Origin of the sequence: Streptomyces sp. JH002, from assembly GCF_050916115.1 — a bacterium.
GTDB classification, from domain to species: Bacteria; Actinomycetota; Actinomycetes; order Streptomycetales; family Streptomycetaceae; genus Streptomyces; species Streptomyces xiamenensis.
This window is the reverse complement of record NZ_CP087989.1, coordinates 4,617,504-4,631,850: the sequence shown is the minus strand read 5'-3', so window position 1 is coordinate 4,631,850 and position 14,347 is coordinate 4,617,504. Positions and strand designations below refer to the sequence as shown.

Here is a 14,347-nt window from a genome sequence, read left to right as displayed (position 1 = left end):
GGGTGACCGGCGGCCGGTGTCGCCGCTGTCAGGCCGCGTCCTGCGTCGGGGCGTCGGCCTCGTGGCGGATCGGCTCGACCACCACCCGGTCGATGCGGTTGCGGCGTCCGGTCGGCGGCTCGGCCGTCAGCCGCAGGCCCGCCAGTTCCGGATGGGCGCGCTCGGCCGACAGTTCCACCACCGTGGTGGCACCGGCGATGGGGACCCGGCCCAGGGACTTCGCCAGCAGCCCGCCGACCGTCTCGACGTCCTCGTCCTCCAGGTCCACCCCGAACAGCTCACCCAGGTCGCCCAGGTCCAGGCGCGAGGTCACCCGGTAGGCGCCGTCCGCCAGTTCGGCGACCGGCGGCAGCTCCTGGTCGTACTCGTCCGCGATCTCGCCGACGATCTCCTCCAGGATGTCCTCGATCGTGACGACCCCGGCCGTGCCGCCGTACTCGTCGATCGCCACGGCCACGTGGATGTGGTCGCGCTGCATCTCGCGCAGCAGGTCACCGGCGTTCTTCGTGTCGGGCACGAAGGTCGCGGGCCGCATGAGCGACTCCACCGGGTCGGCCTCCGCCTCGCGGCTGATGTGCACGGCGCGCGCCAGGTCCTTGAGGTAGACGATGCCGACGATGTCGTCGTCGCTCTCCCCGGTCACCGGGATCCGGGAGAACCCGGACCGCAGCGCCAGCGAGAGCCCCTGCCGCAGCGTCTTGCCCCGGTCCATGGAGATCAGGTCGGTGCGCGGCACCATCACCTCGCGCACCAGGGTGTCGCCCAGTTCGAAGACCGAGTGCACCATGCGGCGTTCCTCGTCCTCGATCAGCGACTCCCGCTCGGCCAGGTCCACCATCGCCCGCAGCTCCGCCTCCGAGGCGAAGGGACCCTTGCGGAAGCCCTCGCCCGGCGTCAGCGCGTTACCGACGATGATCAGCAGCTGGGCGAGCGGCCCCAGCACCCGCGACAGCGGGATGAGAATCAGCGCCGCCGCGCCGGAGACGGCCACCGGGTGCTGGCGGCCGATGGTGCGCGGCGAGACCCCGATGACGACGAAGGAGAGCACCACCGTCACCGGGACGGCGACGAGCAGCGCCTGCCACACCTCGTCGAAGCTCTTGAGACAGGCGTAGGTGACCAGGACGGCCACACCCATCTCGCCGGCGACGCGCAGCAGCAGCGCCAGGTTCAGATAGCGGGTCGGGTCGGCGGCCACCGTCACCAGCCGGCTCGCGCCGCGCCGGCCCTCCTTGGCCGCCTGTTCGGCGCGGAAGGCCGTGATCCGGGTCAGCCCGGCCTCGGCGCAGGAGGCCAGCCAGGCGATGACCAGCAGAGTCAGCAGAAAGGTCCACAGTGTGGCGTCCATCGTCGCGTCTGCCCGCCCGCTCAGGTGATCGTCGGGGCCGGGGAGGGGCCGCTGAGCCCCGCCTCGGCGCGCCAGCCGTCCACGATGGCCTTCTGGAGGCCGAACATCTCGGCCCGCTCGTCGGGCACCTCGTGGTCGTATCCCAGCAGATGCAGCACGCCGTGGACGGTGAGCAGTTGCAGCTCGTCGTCCATGGAGTGCCCGGTGGGCGCGGCGGCCCCCTGGGTCTTCGCCACCTGGGGGCACAGCACGATGTCGCCGAGCAGCCCCTTGACGGGCTCCTCCTCGTCCTTGGCCGGCGGACGCAGTTCGTCCATCGGGAAGGACATCACATCGGTGGGGCCGGGGAGGTCCATCCACTGGATGTGGAGGGCCTCCATGGCCTCCTCGTCGATCGCGATGACCGACAGTTCGGACAGCGGGTGGATCCGCATCCTGCTCAGCGCGTAGCGGGCGATGTCGTGCACCGCCGCCACGTCGATCTCCAGGCCGGATTCATTGTTGACCTCGATCGCCATGATGGTGTCGCGGCTACTTTCCCTGTCCGTTGTTTCTGCTGGCGCCCGTGCGCTCGTCGAACCGCTCGTAGGCGTCCACGATCCGGCCGACCAGCTTGTGCCGTACGACGTCGGTGCTGGTGAGCCGGGAGAAGTGCACGTCCGGCACCCCGTCCAGGATCTCCTGAACCTGCCGCAGTCCGCTCTTGCTGGTGCCGGGCAGGTCCACCTGGGTGACGTCGCCCGTGATGACGATCCTGGATTCGAACCCGAGCCGGGTGAGGAACATCTTCATCTGCTCGGGGCTGGTGTTCTGCGCCTCGTCCAGGATGATGAACGCGTCGTTCAGCGTCCGGCCGCGCATGTACGCCAGCGGTGCGACCTCGATCGTGCCCGCGCTCAGCAGCCGCGGGATCGAGTCGGGGTCGAGCATGTCGTGCAGCGCGTCGTACAGCGGGCGCAGATACGGGTCGATCTTCTCGTAGAGCGTGCCGGGCAGGAACCCGAGCCGCTCGCCCGCCTCGACGGCGGGGCGGGTCAGGATGATCCGGTTGACCTGCTTGGACTGGAGCGCCTGCACCGCCTTGGCCATGGCGAGGTAGGTCTTGCCGGTACCGGCCGGGCCGATCCCGAAGACGATCGTGTGCCGGTCGATGGCGTCCACGTACCGCTTCTGGTTCAGCGTCTTGGGCCGGATGGTCTTGCCCCGGTTGGACAGGATGTTCTGGGTGAGCACCTCGGCGGGGCTCTCCGCGGCGTCGGAGGCGCCGTTGTCCGCCGAGCGCAGCATCGCGATGGAACGCTCCACGGCGTCCTCGCTCAGCGGCTGGCCGGTGCGCAGCACCAGCATCATCTCGTCGAACAGGCGCTGGATCAGCGCCACCTCGGTGGCCTCGCCGGTGGCGGTGATCTCGTTGCCGCGGACGTGGATGTCGGTGGCGGGGAACGACTTCTCGATGACGCGCAGCAGGGAGTCGCCGGAGCCCAGCACCGTGACCATCGGGTGCTTGGCGGGAACGGCGAACCGGGCGGTCGCCTCAGTGGCCGGGGCCACTGGCTGGTGCGTGGGTGTCTGTGTCATGGGCGGCCCGGATGGGCCAGCTCATCCCTCTCTAGTCCTCGGCTTCCGGGATCCCAGGGTACGACGCGGCGCGGACAGACCCTAGAGAATTACGCAGTGCGATCGTCTCGTTGCGCCATGCTGGCGGCGCCCGGCGTGCCGCGGAAGCCCAGCGTGGGCACCGCGCGGGCGCGCGGCCACGGCGGGGCGGAACAGGGCAGCAGCCGCTCCAGGAACGCGTACCGCTCCATCGCCCGCTCCATCGGGGTGCCGGCCGGGGTGAGCGAGCACAGCCGCTGCCACCATGCCGCGATCTCGCCCCAGCCGGGGGCCGACAGCGAGCCGCCGAACTCCTGCACCGACAGCGCGGCGGTCAGCCCCGCGAACGCGAGACGGTCCGCGAGCGGCCAGCGGGCCAGCGTCCCGGTCACGAACCCGGCCACGAAGACGTCCCCGGCCCCGGTGGTGTCCAGCGCCTCCACGACGATCGCCGGGACCTCGGCGGTCTCCCCCGTCCTGCCGTCGGCCGCGTACGCGCCCTCGGCGCCCATCGTGACCACGGCCAGCGGCACCCGCTCGGTCAGCGCCCTGGCCGCCGCGCGCGGGCACTCGGTGCGGGTGTAGCGCATGGCCTCCTGCGCGTTGGGCAGGAACGCCTCGCAGTGCGCCAGCTCGGGCAGCGCCGCCAGGTCCCAGGCGCCGGTGTCGTCCCAGCCCACGTCGGCGAAGACCAGGCTGCCGCCGCCGGCCGCCGCGGCGATCCACTCCTGCGGCTGCCCGGGGCTGAGCGAGGCGACGGCGGAGCGGGCGGCCGGTGCCCTGCGCACCCCGGGGGCGCCTTCCCCGGGCAGCGGCGCCTCGTGGCCGTGCGAGACCATCGTGCGCTCGCCCTCGTACGCCATGGACACCGTCACCGGCGAGTGCCAGCCCGGCACCGTCCACGAGGCGTCCAGGTCGATGCCCTCGCCCCGCTCCAGCGTCTCCCAGCAGTATTCGCCGTACTTGTCGTCCCCGAACGCCGCCGCCAGCGAGGTCCGCAGGCCCAGGCGGGCCAGCGCGGTGGCCATGTTGGCGACCCCGCCCGGGCTGGAGCCCATGCCCCGCGCCCAGGACTCGGTGCCGCGCACCGGTGCCGAGTCCAGGCCGGTGAAGATGATGTCCAGGAACACGGTCCCGGTCAGATACACGTCGCAGCCCGGATCGCCGGGCCCGCGCAGCCCCGCCAGCGGGTCGAGCGCGTGCCCCAGGGGTCCCGGTCGTGGGGTCTGGTCGTCGGTGGTCACCTGCTGCTCCTGGTACGTACGCGCCTCCACGGTACGTGTACGTTGCCGTGCATGAGGCTGGCGATCATTGGCGGCGGCGGATTCCGCGTCCCCCTGGTATACCGTGCGCTGCTGGGCGACGACGGACCGGCGCGGGTCACGGAGGTGACGCTGCACGACACCGACCCGGGCCGGCTGCGGGTGATCGCGGCCGTGCTGGCGGCGCAGGGCTCCTCCGTACGGGTCCGTACCACCACCGATCTCGACCAGGCCCTGGCCGGCGCCGACTTCGTCTTCTCGGCGATCCGGGTGGGCGGGACGCGGGGCCGGGTGGAGGACGAGCGGGTGCCGCTGGCGGCCGGTGTGCTGGGCCAGGAGACGGTCGGGGCCGGCGGGGTGCTGTACGGGCTGCGTTCGGTCCCCGTGGCGCTGCGGATCGCCGAGCGGGTCGCGGCGGTGGCGCCCGGCGCGTGGGTCATCAACTTCACCAACCCGGCCGGGATGGTCACCGAGGCGATGTCCGCGGTGCTGGGCCACCGGGTGATCGGCATCTGCGACTCGCCGGTGGGCCTGGTGCGGCGCGCGGCGCGGGCGGCGGGCGCCGACCCGGCGGAGGTCGGCTACGGATACACCGGGCTCAACCACCTGGGCTGGCTGCATTCGCTCACCCTGCACGGCCGGGAACTGCTGCCGGGGCTGCTGGCGGACGAGGCGGCGCTCGCCTCGTTCGAGGAGGGCCGGCTGTTCGGGGCCCGCTGGCTGCGCGCGCTGGGGACGCTGCCCAACGAGTACCTGCACTACTACTACTTCCGCCGCGAGACCCTGGCCGCGGCGCGGGACGCGCGGGAGACCAGGGGCGCGTTCCTCGCCCGGCAGCAGGACGGCTTCTTCGAGGCGGCGCTGGCCGAGGTGGATTCACCGGAAAGAGTGCACGCCCGGTGGGAGCGGACCCGGCTGGAGCGCGAGGAGACCTACGGGGCCGACGCCCGCGCGGCGGCCGGCGACGCGGCACCGCGCGACAGCTGCGACCTGGACGGCGGCGGCTACGAGCAGGTGGCGCTGGCGCTGATGCGCGCCATCGCCACCGACCGTGCCGCCCGTCTCATCCTCAACGTCCGCAACGCCGGCACGCTGCCCGGGCTGCCGCCGGACGCCGTCATCGAGACGGTCTGCGAGGTGAACGCCCAGGGCGCCCACCCGGTGCCGGCCATCTCCCCGGGGCTCGCCGAGACCGGGCTGATGCTCCAGCTGAAGGCGGTCGAGCGCGCCACCATCGACGCCGCCACCACCGGTTCGCCGGAGGCCGCGCTGCGCGCCCTGGCGCTGCACCCGCTGGTGGACTCCCCGGCCACGGCCGAGCGCATCCTGGCGGCGGCCGGGTGGCCGGTGTCCGGCTGACGCCCGGTCGCGGACGGCCCCGGCATCCGGCACCACCCCGGGGCGCGCGGGCGGCCCGGGGCGGCGGGCGCCGCCGCCCCGGTGATCACCGGCCCCCGCGGGTGCCGCTGGCTACTCCTTGTCCCCGGCCTCGAGTGCGAACCAGTCGAAGCGCACCGTGCCCTCCGCCGCGTACATGCCGATCACCCGGCCGGTGAAGCCGCCCGCCACCTCGGTGGACAGATAGCGGCCGTCCAGCTCGGCCAGCACCTCCAGCTCGCCGTCCGGCCCCTCCACCCCGAGCCGCAGCACGTCGGGGCCCTGCCGCGGGTCCCAGGTCTCCGTCGGCGCGCTGATGTCGATCCGCAGGGTGACCGGGCCCGCCGGCACCCGCCGCTCGCCCAGCGTCTGCCGCAGCGGGCCGATCCGCGCGACCACGCGTACCGTGCCCGCGCCCGCCGCCTCGACCGCGTAGTGGTGCCGCTCGTCCAGCCGCACCGCGAGCCCGCCGAGCCCGACCCCCGGATCGATGAGTGTGCGCGCCCGGCAGGAACGATCCTGCTGGCGGCGGCCCGCGAACGTCACGGCCTGGTCGTCCAGCGACGCCCCGCGCGCCCGCAGCGTCAGCCAGCCCGGCCGCTCGGTGGTCGAGAAGTACCCCTCGGGCCGGGAGCGCACCGACAGCCAGTGCGGGTGCAGCCGCGCGGCGTCGAAGTCGTCCCTGGCCGGCGGCGCGGGCACCGGCCGCGGCGGCCACGGCGGTGCCGCCATCGCCGGGGTGGCCGCGCCGATCACGGGCCAGCCTCCCCCAGGCTCCGTCCGGGAGGTACCCCCAACCGTCCAGGTCACCGGCGCCAGGAAGGTCTCACGGCCCAGCACGTGCCAGCCGGGGCTGCCGCCGCCGGGCCGCACCCCCAGGAACACCAGCCACCACGACCCGTCCGGGGCCTGGACGAGATCCCCGTGCCCGGTGTTCTGGATCTCCAGATCGGTGCTGCGGTGGCTCAGCACCGGGTTGTCCGGGCAGGGCTCGAAGGGCCCGTACGGCGCGGGCCCGCGGGCGATCGAGATGCCGTGGCCCCGTTCCGTACCGCCCTCGGCGATCAGCAGGTACCAGTGGTCACCGATGCGGTACAGGTGCGGCGCCTCGGGGGCCTTGGCCCCGGGCGTGCCGGACCACAGCCGTCGCGGCGCGCCGATCGTCTGCCCGGTGCCGGGGTCGATGGCGATCTGGCTGATCCCGGCCGTGGTGACCCAGCAGCGGCCGTCCTCGTCCCACGCCAGGTCGGGGTCGATGCCCTTCACTCCGGGCAGCCGCACCGGGTCCGACCAGGGCCCGGCCGGGTCGGCGGCGCTGAAGAGCACATTGCCGTCGTGCGAGACGTCCGTGGTGATCAGCCAGAACCGGCCGTCGTGGTACCGGAGCGTCGGCGCGTACACGCCACCGGAGGAGGGCGCGGTGTCCGGCAGCCGCAGCTGGGCCGGGCGCTCCATGACGTTGCCTATCTGCTCCCAGTGCACCAGGTCCTTGCTGTGGAACACCGGCACTCCGGGGAAGTACTCGAAGCTGGAGCAGACGAGGTAGTAGTCCTCGCCGACCCGGCAGATGCTGGGGTCGGGATGGAACCCGGGGATCACCGGATTGCTGAACGTGCCGCCTGCCCAACCGTCAGCCGTCGCCTTCATGGGGCACCTTTCTCCTGGGTCACGGCCGTCTGGGAACCGGGATCCGGTCCAGGTCCTCGGCCACCGTCAGTTCGCCCGTGAACCCCGCCGCGCGGGCCTGCGCCCCGAGCGCGGCCGGGTCGGGGTAGCGCTGCGAGAAGTGCGTCAGCACCAGGTGCCGTACGCCGCACTGCGCCGCCACGGCGCCCGCCTCACCGGCCGTCAGATGGCCGTACCTCTCGGCGAGAGCGGCGTCCTCGTCGAGGAACGTGGCCTCGATGACCAGCAGGTCGCAGCCCTGGGCGAGGGCGTACACGCCGTCGCACAGCCGGGTGTCCATGACGAACGCGAACCGCTGTCCCGGCCGTTCCTCGCTCATCTCCTCAAGGCGCACCCCGCGCAGTTCACCCTCCTGCTGCAACCGCCGTACCTCGGCCCCGCGGATGCCGGCCGCCGCCAGCCGGTGCGGCAGCATGCGGCGGCCGTCCGGCTCCACGAGCCGGTAGCCGAAGGACTCCACCGGATGGGAGAGCCGCGCGGCCGACAGGGTGAAGCGCTCCCCGGCGTCCAGGACGCCGTCCTCGCGCACCGGGTGCTCCTCGATGACGGCCCGCTCCTGATAGGCCGTCGCGTACCGCAGCCGCTCGAAGTACACCTGGCCGCTGGCGGGATAGTGCGCGCGCACCGGGTGCGGCACCCCGTCGCCGTTGATCCGCTGGATCACCCCGGCCAGACCGAGCGAGTGGTCGCCGTGGAAGTGGCTGACACAGATGCGGGTGATCTCGGTGGCGGAGACCCCGGCGTGCGTCATCTGCCGCTGGGTGCCCTCCCCCGGATCGAACAGCAGCCCCTCGCCGTCCCAGCGCAGCAGATAGCCGTTGTGGTTGCGGCGCCGGGTGGGCACCTGGCTGGCGGTGCCCAGCACCACCAGTTCACGTACGGACATCGTGCCGGCTACCCGGGGGGCCACTCGAAGCCGCGCCCGCCCAGCACGTGGGCGTGCACGTGGAAGACGGTCTGTCCGGCGCCCGCGCCGGTGTTGAGCACCACCCGGTAGCCGCTGGCGTCGATCTTCTCCTGCGCGGCGACCTCCGCCGTCTCGCGCAGCACATCGGCCGTCAGCTGCGGATCGGCGGCGGCCAGCGCCCCCGCGTTGGGGTGGTGGGCGCGCGGCACCACGAGCACGTGGGTGGGCGCCTGGGGGTTGATGTCCCGGAAGGCGACCGTCGTCGGTGTCTCACGGACGACGGTCGCCGGCACCTCCCCGGCCACGATCTTGCAGAACAGGCAGTCAGCCTGGGCTTCTCCCGCCATCGCCGGGCTCTCCTCGGTGCGTTGGTCGTGCGTTCCCCGGGATGCTACCGGGCGCGGCCGGGGACCTGGGGCGGTACGGAGGCGGGCCGCTCGGCGAGTGCGGCCAGGATGTGCCGTACGGCTTCGGCCAGCTGCGGGTCGGCACCGGTGGCCCAGTCCTGCGGGCGGCGCACCACCTCGATGTCGGGGTCCACGCCGTGGTTCTCCACGCCGAAGCCGATGCCGTCCTCCAGCCAGGAGGCGAACGAGGGCTGGGTGACGCCGGTGCCGTCGGCGAGCTGAGGGCGCCCGCCGAGGCCGATCAGCCCGCCCCAGGTGCGGACGCCGATCACCGGGCCCAGGCCCAGCAGCCGCACCGCCGCGTTGATCTTGTCGCCGTCCGAGCCGGAGTACTCGTCGGCGAGCACCGCCAGCGGCCCGCGCGGGGCGTGCGCCGGATAGGTGTGGCTCTCCCGGCCGCGCGGGAACTCCCAGCCCAGCACCCGGCGGGCCAGCCGTTCCACCACGAGCTGGGAGGTGTGGCCGCCGCGGTTGCCCCGGACGTCCACCACCAGGCCCTCGCGTGCGGTCTCCAGCCGCAGGTCGCGGTGGAGCTGGGCCCAGCCGCCCTCCATCATGTCGGGGATGTGCAGATAGCCGAGCCGGCCGCCGGAGCGTTCGGCCACCTCGGCGCGCCGCCCGGCCACCCAGTCGTGGTACCTCAGCGGCTCCTCGTCGGGCAGCGGGACGACCACGGGATGGCGTACGGGACCGCCGTCCGCCGGTGCGACGGTGAGGTGCACGGGCCGCCCCGCCGTACCCTCCAGCAGCGGCGCCGGGCCCGTCACCGGGTCCACGGGACGGCCGTCGACGGCGGTGACGGCGTCGCCCGCGCGGACCGCCACTCCGGGCGCGGCCAGCGGGGAGCGGGCGCGCGGGTCGGAGGGCTCGGCGGGCAGCACCCGCGTCACGCGCCAGCGGCCGTCCTCCCCCCGCGCCAGGTCGGCGCCCAGCCAGCCCTGGGGGCGGACGGGCTTCGGGGCGGCGGGGATGACGTAGGCGTGCGAGGTGCCGAGCTCGCCCTGCACCTCCCACAGCACGTCCATCAGGTCGTCGTGGCTGCCGATCCGCTCCAGCAGGGGCCGGTAGCGGGCCAGTTGGGCGGCGTAGTCGACACCCGACATGTCGGTGCGCCAGAACCGCAGGCGCATGAGCCGGCCGGCTTCGTCGTACATCTGGCGCCATTCGGCGGCGGGGTCGACGGTGAGCCGGATGCGGTTCAGGTCGGGCGCCCGTTCGGGTCCGCCGTCGCCGGTGAGCGGCAGGACGCACAGCCCGCCCCCGGTGTGCAGGACGGCGTGCCGCCCGTCGCCGCTGACGGTGGCGGAGGCGACGCCGGTGGCGATCTCCTCGGCCGTCGCGTCGTCCGCGCCGTCGAGCGGGAAGCGGTGCAGCGTCTGCCGGGGCTCGGGCGGTTCGCCGAGGGAGATCCAGGTGCCGTCGAAGCCGGTGACGGGGTGGGCGAGCCACAGCACGCCGCCGTCGTACGCGCACAGTCCGCTGTAGCGGCCGGCCGGTACCGGGAACGGCTCCACGCGCTGGTCCAGGCCCTCGGGGTCCACCCGGACCCCGCTGGTGCCGGGGGCGGGTGCCGGGGGGACCGGGCCGAGCGGCGAGGGGATGTCGGCGGCCAGGGTGAGCAGGTGGGGCCGGGCGGCCACCGGGAAGGACACCTCGAAGACATGGGCGTCGTAGACCGGCTCGAAGCTGCGCTCGGACAGGAAGGCGAGGTGCCGGCCGTCGCGGGTGAAGGCGGGCGCGTAGTCGCGGAACCGCAGGGGCGTGGCCTCGATGACGGTGGTGTCGGCGAGCCGGGCCAGCCTGAGCTGCCGCAGCGGCTCCTTGCCCGGGTGGGACCAGGCCAGCCAGGCCGAGTCGGGTGAGAACACCGGTCCGGTGACGGGGCCGTGCGGGCCGCTGTCCAGTTCGCGCACGGTCTCCCGGTCCAGGTCGGCCAACAGCAGCCGGCCGTCCAGGAGGGCGAGGGCGGCGAGGTGCCCGTCCGGGGAGGCGGCGAGTTCGAGGACGTGGCCGAGTTCGCCCGCGCCGATGAGGGTGGGCGCGGTGCCGTCCGCCCCGGGTCCGGTGGGGCGGACGGCGAGGGCCTCCTCGCCGCTGGCGTCGGTGATCCACAGCGCGCGGTCACCGGTGATCAGCGGCAGCCTGGCCCGGACGCCCGGCTCGGCGGCCAGCGCCCGGGCGGGGCCCCGGCCGTGCGGCAGCAGATGCAGGGCGCCCCGGGTCTCCACCAGGCTGGCGTCACCGGTGTGGTCGGGGGCGGCGGCCGCGAGGTGGTCGGCGGCGGGCGGGTGGTGGGGGCGGCGGCCGGTGCGCGGGCCGCCGAGGGTGATGTCCGGGCGGTACGGCTCGGTGCCCGGCTCCAGGTCGTCCAGCAGCCACAGCTCGCCGTGCGCCGCGTAGCTCACCCGGACGCCGTCGCCCGCCGCCTGCCGGGCGTAGGCCCCGTCCAAGGGGGTGTGCCGGCGCAGTCCGGTGCCGTCGGGGAGGGAGGAGTACAGGGCGCCGGTGCCCTCGTGGTCGGAGAGGAAGGCGATGCGCTCGCCCTGCCACAGCGGGCATTCGATGCTGCCGTCGAGGTCCGCGTGGATCCGCTCGAAGTCGCCGTCGCCGGTGCGGTCGATCCACAGCTTGCCGGCCGCGCCGCCCCGGTAGCGCTTCCACGCCGAGGCGTCGCGGCCGCGCCCCATCCGCCCGGAGCGCAGCAGGACGCCGCCGTCGGCTCCGTACGCCACGGCGCCCACCGAGCCGTACGGCAGGGTGCGGGCCGGTCCGCCGGCCAGTGGCACCGCCCGGGCCCAGGTCCAGCGGAAGTCGGGCTGCCCCACGCCGCTGATCGCCAGCACCTCGTCGGGGCCGCACCAGCCGCGTACCGAGGTCTCGGGGTGGCCCCACCAGGTGAGCCGGGTGGCCGGGCCGCCGTCGACCGGCGCCACATAGATCTCGGGGGTGCCGTCCCGCCACGAGGTCCAGGCGACCCGGCTGCCGTCCGGGGATATCCGGGGGTGGTTGGCGGGGGCGTGATCGGCGCTGATCCGCCGGGCCCTGGCCGTCCCGCCGGCACGCAGCGGGGCGACCCACACATCGTCCTCGGCGACGAAGGCCACCAGTTCTCCGTACACATGCGGAAATCGTGCGTAGAAAGGCAGGGTCATTCACCGGACCGTAGTCGCCCGCACCCCTTGTGTCACCACCTCTTCCGTCCTCTGACTGGACTCCTGATGCCGTACTTTCATCACACTGGTACGGTTCGCGCAGTTGTACCGGGACGATAAGGACGCTCGACACATGACCGACCAGCCGCCTCGCGAACAATGGGGAACCCGAGCCGGGTTCCTCATGGCCGCGATCGGGTCAGCCATCGGACTGGGGAACATCTGGCGATTCCCCAAAGTCGCCTTTGACAATGGTGGCGGATCTTTTCTGCTGCCCTATCTCATCGCGCTGCTCACCGCCGGAATTCCGCTGCTGATCCTCGAATACACGATCGGCCGCAAATACCGCGCCTCACCACCCGCCGCTCTGCGCGCGCTGTACCGCCCCACCCAGGCGATCGGCTGGTGGCAGGTGGCGATCTGTTTCGTGATCGCCACCTACTACGCCGTGATCCTGGCCTGGTCGGTGCGCTATGTCGGCTTCTCCTTCACCAGGGCGTGGGGGGACGACCCGAACGGTTTCTTCTTCAACGACTTCCTGAAGATCGCCGACGAGCCGGGGACCATCAGCGCCTTCGTGCCCGGGGTGGCCGTCCCGCTGATCGGCATCTGGATCATCGCGCTGATCATCCTGGCCCTCGGGGTCCGGCGCGGGATCGAACGGGCCAACAAGATCTTCATCCCGCTGCTGGTGGCCTTCTTCGTCGTGCTGGTGATCCGTGCCGTGACGCTGGAGGGCGCCGCGGACGGGCTGAACGCCCTGTTCGCACCCGACTGGGGAGCCCTCACCAACGGCAGTGTCTGGGTCGCCGCCTACGGACAGATCTTCTTCTCGCTGTCCATCGGCTTCGGCATCATGATCACCTACGCCTCGTACCTCAACCGCCGCTCCGACCTCACCGGGTCCGCGATGGTGGCCGGCTTCGCCAACAGCTCCTTCGAGATCCTGGCCGGCATCGGCGTCTTCGCGACGCTCGGCTTCATGGCGGCCCAGTCGGGCGTCGGAGTCAACGAGGTGGCCAGCCAAGGCGTCGGACTGGCCTTCATCGCCTTCCCGCAGGTGATCTCCGAGATGTGGTTCGGCCAGGCGTTCGGCGTGCTGTTCTTCGGCTCGCTGGTGATCGCCGGACTGACCTCGCTCATCAGCATCGTCCAGGTGATCGTCGCTGCGGTGGAGGACCGCACCGGGATCAGCCGCACGCGGTCGGTGCTCGTGGTCGGCGGCGCCACCGGCGTGGTGTCGATCGCCCTGTTCTCCACCAACGGGGGCCTGTACTTCCTGGACGCCGCCGATCACTTCATCAACCAGTACGGCATCGCGCTGGCCGCTCTGGTGCTGCTGATCATGGTGAGCTGGATCAGCCGCAGGCTTCCCGCCCTCCAGCGGAACGCGGACGGCACCTCCTCCATCCTGCTGGGCCGCTGGTGGAAGATCTGCCTGGGCGTCGTCACCCCCGTGGTGCTCGGCTGGATGATGATCGACAGCCTGGTGCACGAGTTCCAGGAGAACTACGGCGAGCTCCCCACCTCGTTCCTGCTCTACGCGGGCTGGGGAGTGGCCCTGGCGGCACTCGTCGTCGGCATCGTGCTCTCCCTCATCCCGTGGCGGCGGCCGAGCCCGGCTCTCACCGACGACCATGACCTGCTGACGAAGGGGGATCCGCGATGAGCACCGGAGCCATCATCATGATGACCGTCGCGATGATCATCGTCTGGGGCGGCCTGATCGGCGCCGTCGTCAAGCTGGTCCGGCACCCGGAGCACCCGGAGCACCCGGAGGACTGACACGCACCCGTACGCACGCCGGAGGCCGCCGTCCCGAGAAGGACGGCGGCCTCCGGCGTGTGAAGAGGATTCAGCCCCAGCGGCCGGTCCTGGTCAGCAGCAGCGCCGCCGCCGCCGTCCCGGCCGTGGAGGTGCGCAGCACGGTCGGCCCCAGCCGGTACGGCCGCGCCCCGGCCGCCGCGAACGCCTCCAGCTCCTGCGGCGCGACCCCGCCCTCGGGACCCACCACCAGGACGATGTCCCCCTCGGGAGGCAGCGGCACGGCGGCCAGGGGTTCGGTGCCCGACTCGTGCAGCACCCCGGCGAACGCCGCGCCCGCCAGCAGCTTCGCCACCGCCGCGGTCCCCATCGGCTCGCCGACCTCCGGGATCCACAGCCGCCGGGACTGCTTGGCGGCCTCGCGGGCGGTCGCCCGCCACTTGCCCAGGGACTTCGCCCCACGCTCGCCCTTCCACTGCGTGATGCAGCGGGCGGCGGCCCAGGGCACGATCGCGTCCACGCCCGTCTCGGTCATGGTCTCCACGGCCACTTCGCCGCGGTCGCCCTTCGGCAGGGCCTGCACCACTGTGATCCGGGGGGCGGCCGGCGGCTCGGAGCGGACCGCGTCCACCGTCACCACCAGCCGGTCCTTGCCCTCGACGGCGGCGACCGAGCCGGCGGCGCCGGTGCCCGCGCCGTCGGTGAGGACGACCTCCTCGCCCACCCGCAGCCGCCGCACCGACACCGCGTGCCGGCCCTCGGCGCCGTCCAGGGTCAGCGAGGAACCCGCCCGGGCCCCCGCCAGCGGTCCGTCCGTCACAAAGACCGGAGCCGTCATCGTTCTTCCG

General features: G+C 73.2%; 12 protein-coding genes. 3 read left to right on the top strand and 9 right to left on the bottom strand.

Going from position 1 to position 14,347, the window contains the following annotated elements; translation table 11 throughout:
• Positions 1-28: 28 nt before the first annotated feature.
• The 4 genes from H7827_RS21155 to H7827_RS21140 form a co-directional block, all read right to left on the bottom strand.
• Entirely contained in the window at positions 29-1,348 is a 1,320-nt protein-coding gene (locus H7827_RS21155) for a hemolysin family protein (RefSeq protein WP_386538349.1), read from the bottom strand.
• 20 nt (positions 1,349-1,368) lie between these two features.
• Positions 1,369-1,866: an rRNA maturation RNase YbeY gene (ybeY, locus tag H7827_RS21150; RefSeq protein ID WP_030725821.1), complete on the bottom strand. Its 498-nt coding sequence runs from the start codon at positions 1,864-1,866 to the stop codon at positions 1,369-1,371.
• A gap of 13 nt (positions 1,867-1,879) precedes the next feature.
• Positions 1,880-2,926, bottom strand: a complete 1,047-nt coding sequence (locus H7827_RS21145; RefSeq protein WP_386538351.1) for a PhoH family protein — start codon at positions 2,924-2,926, stop codon at positions 1,880-1,882.
• A gap of 89 nt (positions 2,927-3,015) precedes the next feature.
• Entirely contained in the window at positions 3,016-4,188 is a 1,173-nt protein-coding gene (locus tag H7827_RS21140) for a carbohydrate kinase family protein (protein WP_432746942.1), read from the bottom strand.
• A gap of 51 nt (positions 4,189-4,239) precedes the next feature.
• Here H7827_RS21140 and H7827_RS21135 point away from each other — a divergent pair, with 51 nt between their 5' ends.
• Complete coding sequence (locus tag H7827_RS21135) at positions 4,240-5,565, top strand: 6-phospho-beta-glucosidase (protein ID WP_432746941.1); 1,326 nt, start codon at positions 4,240-4,242, stop codon at positions 5,563-5,565.
• A 111-nt stretch (positions 5,566-5,676) separates the two neighbouring features.
• On the opposite strand, the gene H7827_RS21130 is transcribed toward H7827_RS21135, so the two are convergent.
• The 4 genes from H7827_RS21130 to H7827_RS21115 are packed head-to-tail and all read right to left on the bottom strand — an operon-like array spanning position 5,677 to position 11,735.
• A complete protein-coding gene (locus H7827_RS21130) occupies positions 5,677-7,230 on the bottom strand; it encodes a glycoside hydrolase family 43 protein (protein ID WP_432746940.1) in 1,554 nt (517 codons plus the stop codon).
• A gap of 19 nt (positions 7,231-7,249) precedes the next feature.
• A complete protein-coding gene (locus tag H7827_RS21125; protein ID WP_432746939.1) occupies positions 7,250-8,155 on the bottom strand; it encodes a ribonuclease Z in 906 nt (301 codons plus the stop codon).
• 8 nt (positions 8,156-8,163) lie between these two features.
• Positions 8,164-8,523 carry a histidine triad nucleotide-binding protein gene (locus H7827_RS21120; RefSeq protein WP_030725803.1) on the bottom strand — a complete coding sequence of 120 codons (360 nt, stop codon included), beginning with the start codon at positions 8,521-8,523 and terminating at the stop codon, positions 8,164-8,166.
• Between the two features lie 44 nt (positions 8,524-8,567).
• A complete protein-coding gene (locus H7827_RS21115; protein ID WP_432746938.1) occupies positions 8,568-11,735 on the bottom strand; it encodes a S41 family peptidase in 3,168 nt (1,055 codons plus the stop codon).
• 133 nt (positions 11,736-11,868) lie between these two features.
• On the opposite strand from H7827_RS21115, the gene H7827_RS21110 reads away from it, so the two are divergent.
• Both H7827_RS21110 and H7827_RS21105 read left to right on the top strand, forming a co-directional pair.
• Positions 11,869-13,404: a sodium-dependent transporter gene (locus H7827_RS21110; RefSeq protein WP_432746937.1), complete on the top strand. Its 1,536-nt coding sequence runs from the start codon at positions 11,869-11,871 to the stop codon at positions 13,402-13,404.
• Positions 13,401-13,520, top strand: a complete 120-nt coding sequence (locus H7827_RS21105; RefSeq protein WP_078635050.1) for a methionine/alanine import family NSS transporter small subunit — start codon at positions 13,401-13,403, stop codon at positions 13,518-13,520. The genes H7827_RS21110 and H7827_RS21105 overlap by 4 nt, the downstream gene beginning before the upstream one ends.
• Before the next feature lie 70 nt (positions 13,521-13,590).
• On the opposite strand, the gene H7827_RS21100 is transcribed toward H7827_RS21105, so the two are convergent.
• Positions 13,591-14,337, bottom strand: a complete 747-nt coding sequence (locus H7827_RS21100) for a 16S rRNA (uracil(1498)-N(3))-methyltransferase (RefSeq protein ID WP_432746936.1) — start codon at positions 14,335-14,337, stop codon at positions 13,591-13,593.
• Positions 14,338-14,347: the final 10 nt, after the last annotated feature.